Raw genomic sequence first — 11,284 nt, forward strand, 5'->3', positions numbered from 1 at the left:
GCGGCAGATCGACAGGACCGCCGAGAATTCCCTAGGTCCTGCCGAGAAGCCCCGGCGAGTCAGGGGAGCGTGCAGGCGGTGTCGAGTCCGAGCACGCGGTTGAGACGGCCGAATGCGAGCCACGAACCCAGACACATGCCGAGTTCGACGATCTCGGCCTGCGAGTAGGCCGCCGTCATCCGGGACCAGAACTCGTCGTCGAGGCCGTGATGGTCGAGGGCGTACCGCTCGGCGTACTCGGCCGCGAGCCGGGTCCGTACGTCGAAGTCCTCGGTGGTGCGCCAGTTCCGCACCGACCGGTCGAAGGATTCCTCGACCTTCTCGCCGTCACGGTCGGTGCGCCAGTCCTGGCAGAAGACGCATCCGTTGATCTGGGCGATGCGCAGCCGCGCCGCCTCGAACTCGCGGAGGCCGAGCGTGGTGTCGGAGTAGACCTTCGCCGAGAACGTCGCGGCCGCGAGCCCGATCTCGGGCACCATCTCGCCCCAGACGTACGCGATGGGGTCTTTGCCGTCGGGGACGTCGACGATCATGCGGGTGCCTTCCTCGTGAGCTTGCCGACGGCCGGGGTCAGCGGTACGTCGAGCGCGTCGTACAGGCCGGGTTCGGCCGCGCTCAACCAGGGGAGCGCATTGACCAGCCGCCCCGCTGCCGTGGCGTTTCCGCCGGCCGCGCGGTTTCCGCCCTCGTCGGTGGCCTCGACGGAGATCTCGATCCGGGGGCGGCCCTCGATGATCACCTTGTGCGCCCCGTCCCCGCCGTCCGGGGCGACGGGCCAGTCCGGCGCGCAGGACGGATGGATGCGGGTGACGTGTTCGACGACGATCACCCGTTCGTCGTCGACGATGCCCTGGATCTCGAATCGCAGGGCACCCTGTGATCCCGCGACGAACGTCCCCATCCGCGAGGTCTCGACGTCGGATTCGAGGTGGCGGCGTTCGACCGTCTCGCGGACGTCGTCCAGTTCGACGCCGAGAGCCCTCGCCATGAGCCGGACCTGACCGCCCCACACCATCGTCGGCACGCCGGGAGCCGCCATCGGAGGTGTGTCCGCCATCGGCTGCCCCATGCCCACGAGGAAGCGGACCGCGTCGGGTTGGTCGTAGGTGGTGTAGTCGAAGATCTCCTGGCAGCGCACCTGATCCACCGTCGAGGCGAGACCGGTCGCCAGTGCGGGCAGGATGTCGTTTCCCCACCCGGGATCGATTCCGGACACGAACAGCGCCCCGCCGCCCTCGGTGATTGCGGCCCGCACCGGATCCAGAACCTCCGGCGGAGCAGACGGTGGGTCGTAGAGCGCGAACAGCGACGGGGTGACGACGCGGGTGCCCGCTCGTAGCGCCCGCAGGACGTCGGCGAGTGCGTCGTCCGGCCGCAGATCTCCCGAGACCATGTAGACGACGGCGTCGGCGTCGGCGAGCGCGGTTTCGATGTCGTCGGTTGCCGGGACGCCCAGGGAGTGGCCGAGTTCCGCGAGTTCGCCGGCGTCCCTGCCCACCTTCGCGGGGTCGTGCACCAGAACGGCGGCCAGATCCAGGCCGGGGTGTGCGTCGACCGCGCGGATCGCCGCCCTGCCCATGTTTCCGGTTCCCCAGACGACGGTCCTTGTCGGTGACTGAGTGCCCATACACTCACGTTATAGAACAGGTTCTATTTTGCACAGGTTTCGGCCGGACACGGTAGGAACGGCGCCCGGGATCCGGGGGATGAAGGGGGCGAACGGTCACGCGTCGAGGTCGACGACCAGGGGAGTGCCGGTGTCGAACCAGTATTCGTGCAGCGCGACGACCTTGGCGCGGTCGGGGCGTCCACGGAGGTGTATCCGGCATTCGGCGTAGTCGAACCGATGCACGGTCTCGCACAGTGCCGTGCGTGCCGACGCGAGTTCGCCCGGATCGCTGATCTCCCGAGCTGTCCCCGACACGGACCCGCCGGGAAGACGCACCCGCACGCGCGGGTTCGAGCGAATGTTCCACACCCACCCGGCCACGAATCCGGGATGTGTGTTCGTGGAGTCGGGAAGACGGAGCGAGACGAGGTAGGCGCGATTGCCCTGCCGGACGATCCGCATGCACTTGCGGCGTCGCCGTCCGGTCCTGCGTCCGGTGGTCGTGAGAATTCCGAATCCCTGCGGGGGATGCACGGCGAAGCCGGGGAGCATCAGGGCGCTGAGGATCCGGCCGTGGCGCGGTGTGCGGAGCAGCCGTCGGTGCTTGGGCGCCTCCCGTGCGGCGGCCTCGCGCCACCGGAGGGTCACCTCGGAATCTCCGGTGTCGCGCGCCTCGTCGGGATACTCGACCATGCCGACCATCGTCTCGCCCGCGAGTGCCGGTGCCAACCCCGTGCGCCGGATCGGCCAGGGTGCGATAATCTGACACGCCGCACGGCAAATTGTCGGCAATCGCACGATCGGACGAACCGGTCGCCGGTTGCGTGAAGCGGGGGGAGCGGGCGATGCCCAGGATGCAGCGGTACTCGGACGACGGCGACTCGGTCGGCGCGGTGCATGACGTGTCTGTCGGGACCGGCGAACGGTACGAGGGGTTCCGACCGGTGTGGAAGTGGCGGTTCCAGTTCTTCGACGAATTCGGGGTGCCCGGCCTCGGGCGTCCCGACCCGCGGTTCCAGGCCGCACTGAAGAAGCTGGGGTTCTGGGCACGCAGCCGGATGGTGTTCAACATCTGGTGCGTCGTATTCGGGGTGTTCTACCTGATGTTCCTGCGCCTGTGGCGCCAGGCGGTCCTCTATCTCGCGGCGGTCTCCGCGCTGGCGCTCGTCGAGGTATTCGTGGGCCTGCCCAGCTCCGCTGCGACGGGAGCGGGCACCGGTATCGCGGTTCTGTTTGCGTCGCGGGTGAACGTCCACTACTACCGGCTCGTCACGACGGGTAAGGAAACCTGGTCGCTGTAGGGCCTACCGGAATCAGCTCGCCCACACGGGGCCGGGCGTGCCACCATGCACGCGTGAGCGACACCTCCGACCGGGATGGACCGGGCATCAGCGCCGAGGCGAAAAGTATTGCGCGGCAGGTTCTCGAGCTCGTCAGGGGCCTGCTCGGTTCGGACGACGTCGCGGGCACATACCTCTACGGGTCTGCGGTGCACGGCGGACTTGGTCCGCACAGCGACGTGGACGTCTTCGTCGTCTCGCGCCGACCGACGACTCGACGCGAGCGGCACAGCCTCGTCCACGGACTGATGACCCTGTCCGGCAGCGGCACCGGCGACGCGCCGGGGCGGCCCGTCGAGTTGACCGTCGCCGTGCTGGACGAGATCCGCCCGTGGCGATACCCGCCGAGACGCGACTTCCAGTACGGGGAATGGCTGCGCGACGAGTTCGAGCGCGGCCACACGCCGGATCCAGCCCTCGACCCCGATCTGGCGGTGCTGACGACGATGGTGCTGCACGCCGATACGGCGCTGTCCGGGCTTCCGCCGGGGGAGTTGCTGGCACCGGTTCCCCGAAGCGATCTGGGCCGCGCATCCGCCGCGACACTCCCCGCACTGCTGGCGGAACTGCACACAGACACCCGCAACGTCGTGCTGACGCTGGCGCGGATCTGGACGACACTGGCGACGGGCGAGATCAGGTCAAAGGACGCTGCCGCGACGTGGGCGCTCGACCGGCTTCCCGAGCAGCACCGACCGGTACCGAGACGGGCCCGGGCAATCTACCTCGGCGAGGAGGAGGAACGTTGGGCCGACCTGGCAGAAGCTCTCGCGCCGTATGCCGAACACGTCACCCGGGCGATCGAGCGCCTGGCGACGCAGTAACCTGCGCGAAGACGTCCGGCCGGGGAGGGGTATCGATGAGATGTGTGGTGGGCTGCTTCTGGGGGCCGCGTCCCGAATCCCTCGAGGCGTTGGCGGATCGATGGGCACGCACGCTGGAATCCCTCGAGGCGCAGCTGGCCCCCATGAGGCACAGCGGGGGTGAATTCGAGTGGCGGCGAGTGCACTCCGACGGGCCTCCCACACCCGTGGAACCGGGGGAAGGGATCCTCGCCGAGCTGCGTGCGAGCCGGGCGGAGCAGGATTGGTCGGACATCATCGGAACGGGATTGCGGTTGGTGTCCGTGGACCCGGCCGGCCGGAGCGTGGAGGTCAGCGGAATCGGAGGTGGGCGTCCGGAGTACCTTCTCCAGTCGCTGGTCGTCACCGTTCACGGACCGAACGAGCCTCCGGTGTCCGAGCAGGCGTTGCTCGCGACGCTCGTGGACATCTGGGAGCCGGACTTCGCTGACGTCACCGACGACGACGTCCTCGACGCGCTCGAGGACGAGGCCGGTCACATCGTCGGCGATCCGGTGATCGGACGCCTCGGCTATCTCTCGGCACGTCGCGCTGCCGTGGTCCCCGCGGGGCTCGGTATCGCTCGAACGGGGCATCCGCGAGGAGGAACCGTCCTCCACCTCGCGGATCCTGGCGAGGCGCCCTCGGCCGTCGCCGCCTACCGTCGATTGAGAGAGGCGGGAGCACTCGCCCCACTACCGCGACCGATGGACCGGGCGGTGTGGTGAACGGCGGCGCGTCGCCCTTTCACATCCGGGACAGTGCGGGAACCCGGTCTACGGTAGAGGCTGCCCGAGTGCTTTGCGCAGCAGTGCGGTCAGCTGATCTCTCTCGTCGGGGGACAGGTGTCCGACTGCTGTCCGCGCGAAGGTGAACGCTTCCTCGAAGCGTCGGTTGAGCTCCTCTCCCTGCCGGGTTCGTGCGACCAGCCGGGACCGACGGTCGTCGGGATTCGGCTCCCTCATCACGAGTCCGAGAGCTTCGAGGCGGGCGACGATCTGGGTGATGTTCGAGGCGTCGCAGCCGAGTTCGTCGGCCAACGCACCCATGCCGCGGCGCTCACCGAGGCGCCCGAGGACGCACGCCTGTGCCGCGCTGAGCGACAGCTGGGCCGCAGCGGTCTCGAAGGCGCGGTCGTACTCGTCGACCAGATCGAACAGGGCGGCCTCGGCCTCGGACGAGGTGGCTGTGGGTCCGCTCGGCAGTGCCATGACGCCATCTTACTTGATCCACTCAACCAATCGTGTTTCACTGATGCTTGATCCAATCAAGCAAATGAGGAGCGCAGATGCACACGACACCGGAGCGCGCACCAGGCGGTGCGATCACACGGTCGCAGATGAATGCGGTCGTCCTCGACCGGTTCGGGGGAGTCGAGGAACTCTCGCAGCGGTCGATACCGGTCCCGGAGGTCGGCGAGGACGACGTCCTCATCCGGGTGGAAGTGGCCGGGGTCGGCTCCTGGGACGCGGAGGAACGCAACGGGGAGTACGAAGGCGCCTTCGGTATCGCGTCTACCTTTCCGTACGTGCTCGGGTGGGATGCGGCCGGCACGGTGGCCGCCGTGGGGCGCAACGTCACCCGATTCGAGATCGGGGACCGCGTGTACGCCGCGACGACGCCGGTCCCGCGAGGTGGCTTCTATGCCGAGTACGGTGTGGTCGAGGCGGAGTATGTTGCGCACCTGCCCGATCGGCTGCCGATCGAGCAGGCAGGGGCGATGGCCTGGGATGCGCTGACCGCGCAGAGCGGTCTCGATCTGCTGGACCTGCGACCGGGGCAGACGCTCATGGTGTTCGGTGCCAGCGGGGGTATCGGGCACATGGCCGTGCAGCTGGCGCGGCACAGGGGAGTGCGAGTTCTCGCCGTGGCGTCCGGCGACGACGGTGTCGCGCTGGCCGAACGTCTCGGCGCCGATGCCGTCGTCGACGGACGCAGAGACGACGTGCCGGCCGCAACGTCGGAGTTCGCCCCGAACGGACTCGATGCAGCTCTGGTCACGGTGGGCGGGGACGTCACGGAACGCGCGCTCGGCGCGGTCAAGGCCTCGGGCGGGATCGCGTGGCCCAACGGCGTGTACCCCGCCCTGGCGACGTCGCCGGCTGCAGCGGTCTCGTACTACGACGGGGACCGAAGTCGTGCTGCCACCGACCGTCTCAACGCTGTCATCGAGGCGGGCGCCTTTCGGCCGCACATCGCGCAGACTTTCCCTTTGGGTCAGGCCCAGGACGCTCACCTGGCGCTTCGCGATCACTATGTGGGAAAGCTGACGCTCCGGATTGCGTCGGACGAGGGGAGTTCCTGACCCGCGACGTCGACCACACATCATCGAGAGCCAGCGCACGAGCGCAGGGAAGGACCGATATGGCCACGACCACGGGTGATGCGAAAGCGAGTGTCTCCCTGGGCGGTTCCGGGGCATCACCGTCGCATGATCGAGCCGGGGGTACGGGCGGGACAACTGGCCGCGCATCATCGGGGGCATCCGTGATCCGCGGTGAGAGGTGCACGAACTCGGTGATACGGGGGCGTTACATGTAACATCGGGGGGTGGCAGTGAGGGACAGGGTCGGAGACTATCGGCGACGGATGCGCGAGCGCGGTCTGCGCCCGCTGCAGGTCTGGGTTCCGGATGTGCGGACGGCGACGTTCGCGGCAGAAGCGCATAGGCAGTCCGCCCTTGTTGCGGCGACGGACAGCCACGGTGACGAGCAGGACTTCGTGGACTCGATTGCGACGTCCTGGGACGACGAGGAGTGATCCGCGGCGAGGTCTGGACGGTCACCGGTGATGTGTACGCATCGAAGCCACGTCCAGCGGTCATCATCCAAGATGATCTCTTCGATGCGACCCTGTCTGTTGTAGTTGCGCCTATGACCAGCAATCTCATCGAAGCTCCCTTGATGCGGATACGAATTCCGGCAGGTGGCGAGCTGTCCGGACTGGATCGCGACAGTGACGTGATGGTCGACAAGATGACAGCGGTACGGCGGTCGAATGTCCTGACACGTGTGGGGCGCCTGACCTCCGAGCAACTCGTCGAGGTCGAACGGTCGTTGATGGCGTTCCTCGGCCTCGCACGATGATCGACATGGTGCGACGGGGAGAACCCTCCCGAGGATTACTTGACATAATGTAGATTATCGGCAAACGGCGACCTGGTGATATGTCAGCTGATCGTGGTCCGCAGGTCTACCCGTGGACCCGGTTTCCCGGAGCCTCGTCCGACGCCGGCTCGTTCGCCGCCCCGTGTGTCGTGCCGCTCGTGCGGGATGTGTGGATGTCGGCACGATTCGCCGCGCGGATATCCGGTGAATAATATGCAGCCGGTCGAATCGGCGGTCGGGGGTTCGGCGTCCCGTGCCGATATGTCGACATGGTCGGCCGAACCCCTTCCGGGTCCGCCCTCTGCCCCTCGTTCGAGCTTCCGGGCCTACCCCAGGTCAATACGTCACTGTGACGTATTGACCTGGGCAAGTCCGAGCTGGTTCGGCATTGTCGAACGATCGATGGTGACAGGCGTCACCGGATGGACGAGGGTGGGATCACATGTTCCGCACCGTGCGGAACGTCTTCGACCAGAAGGGCGGACAGCGTCGTGTTCACCTACACCAGCGACGACGGGATCGTCATCCACGTCCACGAATGGCTCACCGACGGTCGAGCCCGCGGCATCGTCCAACTCGCCCACGGCATGGGTGAGCATGCTGCGCGTTACGCGCCGATCGCGGAGTCGCTCAACGCGGAGGGTTTCCACGTGTACGCCGCGGATCATCGCGGCCACGGCACGAGCATGCATGCCGAGCCCGGAGCCATCGGCAAGGACGGCTGGAACCACCTCGTGCAGGACATGGTGGCCCTCACCGGAATTCTCCGTGAGCGGCATCCCGGCCTGCCGGTGGTGTTGCTGGCGCACAGCCTCGGGTCCTTCGCCACTCAGCAGTATCTCCTCGACCATTCCGATCTGGTCGATGCGGTGGCGCTGTCCGGTACCACCGCCGTCGACCAGCTGATCGACAGTCTGGTCAACGACGGTCCCGACGTGCTCGCCCAGTTCAACGCCGAGTTCGAGCCTGCGCGAACGGGCTACGACTGGCTCAGTCGCGACGAGCACCAGGTCGACCTGTATCTGTCCGATCCGCTCTGTGGATTCAGCCTCGACGCATCCGGCATGGGCGACCTCATCGCCGCCGGTACCCGGTTCGCCGACGTGTCCACCGTGCGCAAGAACCTCCCGGTGTACGTGTTCGTCGGCGACCGAGATCCGCTCAACGCCAAGCTCACCCGCAGCGACCTTCTCGTGGACCGGTATCGCGCGGCCGGGATCACCGACGTGACGTATCAGGTCTACCCGGGCGCCCGCCACGAGATCCTCAACGAGACGAACCGCGCGGAGGTACTCGAGGACCTGACGGGCTGGCTGGATCGGGTGATCACGGCGGGCTGATCCCGCCCCTCCCACCACTTCCCCGCCGCTCCCCTATGCCTCGCGCACCCGCACTGCCACCGACGGACGTGCGGGTGCCGCGATGCCTTGCTGCGCAACGGCACCGAGGACTGCCGAGAGTCGGGCCACGAACCGCCCGATCGTCGTGTGGCCCGTGGCGGTGTTCGGGAAGCGCGACCGTAGGGACAGCCCGCCCCCGGTACGGGACACCCAGAACTGGGCGTCGTCGCAGACGGTGACGTTGCTGATGTGGTGGGCATTCAGTTCGCCGTGTCGTTCCGATCCGGCGAGGCGCCGGTAGTCGATGTACGACGCCATGAACAGATCGGTTCGCGTGCGTCGGTACCGCTCGCCGACCCCGGCGTGGATCTGCCCCATCGAGAGCCCGCCGAGGGTCAGCGCGGACCGGAACGCGGCGTGGGTGTCGACGAGCGTGGTCGCGAAGTCGCCTTCCGTGATCGGTACCGTCAGTGGCGCGCTGGTGGTCAGCCACCCGACGGCGTTCTCCCAGCGCGGATCTCGACGAGTGTGGAGTGGGAACTGGAGCGGGAGCCGATCCGGGCCGCCCTCGAGACGCAACGCCATCGCCAGTGCGGCGAGGATGCCCGTGAACATCGTGCCGCCTGCCCGCAGGCAGTGCTCCTCGAACCGGTCCGACTCGGCGCCGCCGAGGACGGTCTGGACGTCGGAGGCCTGGGCGACCGGTCTGCCCGCCTCCACCCCGAGGTCGAGGGGGAAGCTCGGTGCCGTTCCCCCGCAGTCGTCGTAGAACTTGGCCCAGGCCCGCACGCGGGGATCGCCCGTGGTGACGGTGGCTTCGCGGCCGGCCTGGTGCTCGGTCTCGCAGAAGGCCATGAAGCTGCCTGCGGGTCCGAGCAGGGCGTCGACTTCCGCCGCGGTCGCCTCCGGATCGAACGCGAGGATCTCGTGGATCGTGGAGAGTTCGCGAACGGCGATCGCCAGCGAGTATCCGTCGACGATGGTGTGGTCGAACGCGGCGATGATCGTGGTGCGGGTGTCTCGCTCGACGGTGGCGAAGAGGAATGCCGGGAAGGTCAGCGGGTCACACACCCGGGTGAACCGGTCCCGGAGGTGGTTGCGCAGGGCGGTGGTGTCGGTGAACTCGCGCGGTGCCGACCTCTCGAGTCCGAGGGCGTCCGGCGACACGATGTGTCGTTCGATCCGGTCCGGGTGGACGTCGAATCCGGTCCAGAGTGCATCGTGGCGACGGATGAAGGTGTCGAACGTACGGCGGAGGGTGTCCGGGTCGGGCTGACCCGGGACGTCGAAGCTCCCCGCCATCCAGACACTTCTGCCCACGCCCTGCGTCCGGGCGGTATCGAGGTGGAACCGCTGGTTGTAGCTCGGCGGCACCGAGGATCTGCGCAGCCTCTCAGGAGCCGCGAGGGTCCATTCGGTGACGGTGCCCGGGTCGATCTCGTATCGGTCGATTGCGGTGACGCGCATCAGCGGCCTCCGGACTCGGCACCCAGGCCGGCGAGGACGCGCTCGACGCAGCCGTAGGCGGCGACGGTGATGATCGCGACCGGGCCTGCGGCGACCGCGGCGAGGCGTTGCCCCATCGCGTTCACGAACACGATGACGTTCTGCAGGTTGAAGTCCGCGGAGGTCTTTCCCACGAGGGCGCCGAGGCCGCATGCGCGCAGAGTCTTGACGACCACCGCACCGGCTGCGGTGGCCACGGCGGTCGCCTTCTCGATGGGGCCCGCCGTGCCGACCACGCCGGCGTCGTCGGCCGTCTCACCGATGGCATCTCCGGCGAGGTCGTCGGTGATGTCGGTGGCCGCGGCGGCGGGCGCCGGGGCGGGAACGAACGGCGCGGCCTGCACGGTGGCCGAGCCCAGGCAGACGGTGGCGATCAGGGCGGCGAGAACCAGGACGATGCGCTTCACGGGAGTGTTCCTTCTGTCGAGGAGGTGGAGTGGAGAGAGGCGGAAAGAGTCGATGTGGAGTACGGCGGCCCGGGGTGGAGCGGGGTGAGGAAGGACCAGCCGGTGTCGACCCAGCGGCGCCGCGGAAGACAGTGGCCACCGTCGACGACGACCCGCCCCCGGGCCATCGCCCGGACCGCGGCCGGGTCGAGTGCGGTGAGTTCGGGTCGATCCCCCAGGACCAGGACCGCGTCGGCTCCACGGCAGGCGTCGAGCGGGGTCGACGCGTACGCCGGGGTGTGCACGGGGCGCAGCCGGAACGGGGCCTCGGGGGCGAAGGCGGTGACGAGCGCACCCTCCCGGCCGAGTTGCTCGACCACGTCGTGTGCACGATGGCGTCCTCGGTCCGGAGCGGGAGCGAGGCTGCCGAGGACGGCGATACGGGCACCGGTGAGAGGTCCGCAGGACTGCCGGACGAGCGAGAGAATCCGACGTTCGGTCCGGTCGGTTTCCGCGTCGGGCGAATATTCGACGGCGAGAACCGGGAGTTTTCCCGGCCTTCCGCGTTCCCCGATTCCATGGTCTCCGATTCCATGGTCTGCGATTCCGCCGTCGCGATCGGTGCGATAATTCGACAACGTCGTCGCGGTCGAGTAGCCACCATTTTTCGTCATTGTCGAAGCCCTTTCCGATATCGAGAGCGTCAGCGGAAAGTGATTTCGCCGATCGAGGGGTGGGTGGTCGCAGCTTTTCCGGGTGGGGAATCATGCGTGGTAGGGCATGATTCGGGTGTCTCTCCCGCGAGTGCGCCCAGCCGGAGCCGAGTGAAGCCGGAGGTGATTGAACAAGTGTCCGGGGTGGCGGTTCCGAACGCGGAGCCGTCGATCGCGTCCGGCTGTAACATCCCAGCTCGAGGCGTACGAAGTTGCGTCCGGTCCGGATCCGGCCCGGCGAATCCCGGGCGGTGTGACGCAGTGCCCTCTATGATCTGTATCTCAAACTCGTGGAGTTCTCGTCGATTTCTGTGGTAATTACGGCGAGGCTGCCGAACCGTTGAATTCGGTACGATCCCGAGAGTCGGAGAATTGATGGACCGTCCTGGTGAATCAGATCACCCGCGTATCCAATTTGCTGCGCGATTTTCCCTTCTGTAC

The 11,284-nt window shown here is 67.8% G+C and carries 14 protein-coding genes; 7 read left to right on the top strand and 7 right to left on the bottom strand.

The annotated features are described in order from the left end of the window. Positions 1 to 59: 59 nt before the first annotated feature. The 3 genes from G4H71_RS21445 to G4H71_RS21455 all read right to left on the bottom strand — a co-directional run bounded on the left by G4H71_RS21445 (position 60) and on the right by G4H71_RS21455 (position 2,302). A complete protein-coding gene (locus G4H71_RS21445) occupies positions 60 to 533 on the bottom strand; it encodes a carboxymuconolactone decarboxylase family protein (protein ID WP_072740063.1) in 474 nt (157 codons plus the stop codon). Then, positions 530 to 1,627: an NAD(P)H-dependent amine dehydrogenase family protein gene (locus G4H71_RS21450; RefSeq protein ID WP_072740062.1), complete on the bottom strand. Its 1,098-nt coding sequence runs from the start codon at positions 1,625 to 1,627 to the stop codon at positions 530 to 532. Before G4H71_RS21450 ends, G4H71_RS21445 begins: the two co-directional genes overlap by 4 nt. Positions 1,628 to 1,723: 96 nt before the next feature. After that, positions 1,724 to 2,302 (bottom strand): nitroreductase/quinone reductase family protein, encoded by a 579-nt coding sequence (locus tag G4H71_RS21455; RefSeq protein ID WP_083343121.1) that lies wholly within the window; start codon positions 2,300 to 2,302, stop codon positions 1,724 to 1,726. 152 nt (positions 2,303 to 2,454) lie between these two features. Between G4H71_RS21455 and G4H71_RS21460 the strand changes: the two genes are divergently transcribed. Genes G4H71_RS21460 through G4H71_RS21470 form a run of 3 tightly spaced genes read left to right on the top strand, consistent with a single transcriptional unit; the run spans position 2,455 to position 4,519 of the window. Further along, on the top strand, positions 2,455 to 2,910 hold the full coding sequence (locus G4H71_RS21460) for a DUF2628 domain-containing protein (protein WP_139183266.1): 456 nt from the start codon (positions 2,455 to 2,457) through the stop codon (positions 2,908 to 2,910). A 53-nt stretch (positions 2,911 to 2,963) separates the two neighbouring features. Next, positions 2,964 to 3,773 carry an aminoglycoside adenylyltransferase family protein gene (locus G4H71_RS21465; protein WP_217631323.1) on the top strand — a complete coding sequence of 270 codons (810 nt, stop codon included), beginning with the start codon at positions 2,964 to 2,966 and terminating at the stop codon, positions 3,771 to 3,773. Positions 3,774 to 3,808: 35 nt separating this feature from the next. After that, positions 3,809 to 4,519, top strand: coding sequence for an Imm52 family immunity protein (locus G4H71_RS21470; RefSeq protein WP_072740060.1), 711 nt, complete (start codon positions 3,809 to 3,811; stop codon positions 4,517 to 4,519). Positions 4,520 to 4,567: 48 nt separating this feature from the next. Here G4H71_RS21470 and G4H71_RS21475 read toward each other — a convergent pair whose 3' ends face one another. Next, positions 4,568 to 5,002, bottom strand: a complete 435-nt coding sequence (locus tag G4H71_RS21475; protein ID WP_072740059.1) for a MarR family winged helix-turn-helix transcriptional regulator — start codon at positions 5,000 to 5,002, stop codon at positions 4,568 to 4,570. A 77-nt stretch (positions 5,003 to 5,079) separates the two neighbouring features. Here G4H71_RS21475 and G4H71_RS21480 point away from each other — a divergent pair, with 77 nt between their 5' ends. The 4 genes from G4H71_RS21480 (at position 5,080) to G4H71_RS21495 (ending at position 8,238) form a co-directional block, all read left to right on the top strand. After that, a complete protein-coding gene (locus G4H71_RS21480; protein ID WP_083343102.1) occupies positions 5,080 to 6,096 on the top strand; it encodes a quinone oxidoreductase family protein in 1,017 nt (338 codons plus the stop codon). A gap of 245 nt (positions 6,097 to 6,341) precedes the next feature. Continuing rightward, complete coding sequence (locus tag G4H71_RS21485; RefSeq protein WP_072740058.1) at positions 6,342 to 6,551, top strand: antitoxin MazE-like protein; 210 nt, start codon at positions 6,342 to 6,344, stop codon at positions 6,549 to 6,551. After that, complete coding sequence (locus tag G4H71_RS21490) at positions 6,548 to 6,877, top strand: type II toxin-antitoxin system PemK/MazF family toxin (RefSeq protein ID WP_072740057.1); 330 nt, start codon at positions 6,548 to 6,550, stop codon at positions 6,875 to 6,877. Before G4H71_RS21485 ends, G4H71_RS21490 begins: the two co-directional genes overlap by 4 nt. Before the next feature lie 512 nt (positions 6,878 to 7,389). Then, positions 7,390 to 8,238 (top strand): alpha/beta fold hydrolase, encoded by an 849-nt coding sequence (locus G4H71_RS21495; protein WP_072740056.1) that lies wholly within the window; start codon positions 7,390 to 7,392, stop codon positions 8,236 to 8,238. A gap of 33 nt (positions 8,239 to 8,271) precedes the next feature. Here the strand turns inward: G4H71_RS21495 and G4H71_RS21500 are convergent, their stop codons facing one another. Genes G4H71_RS21500 through G4H71_RS21510 form a run of 3 tightly spaced genes read right to left on the bottom strand, consistent with a single transcriptional unit; the run spans position 8,272 to position 10,804 of the window. Continuing rightward, positions 8,272 to 9,705: a condensation domain-containing protein gene (locus G4H71_RS21500; RefSeq protein ID WP_072740055.1), complete on the bottom strand. Its 1,434-nt coding sequence runs from the start codon at positions 9,703 to 9,705 to the stop codon at positions 8,272 to 8,274. Next, a complete protein-coding gene (locus G4H71_RS21505) occupies positions 9,705 to 10,151 on the bottom strand; it encodes a hypothetical protein (protein ID WP_072740054.1) in 447 nt (148 codons plus the stop codon). The genes G4H71_RS21500 and G4H71_RS21505 overlap by 1 nt, the downstream gene beginning before the upstream one ends. Then, a complete protein-coding gene (locus tag G4H71_RS21510; protein ID WP_072740053.1) occupies positions 10,148 to 10,804 on the bottom strand; it encodes a UDP binding domain-containing protein in 657 nt (218 codons plus the stop codon). Before G4H71_RS21510 ends, G4H71_RS21505 begins: the two co-directional genes overlap by 4 nt. Positions 10,805 to 11,284 lie beyond the last annotated feature (480 nt).

This window comes from Rhodococcus triatomae (genome assembly GCF_014217785.1).
Classification (GTDB): Bacteria; Actinomycetota; Actinomycetes; order Mycobacteriales; family Mycobacteriaceae; genus Rhodococcus_F; species Rhodococcus_F triatomae.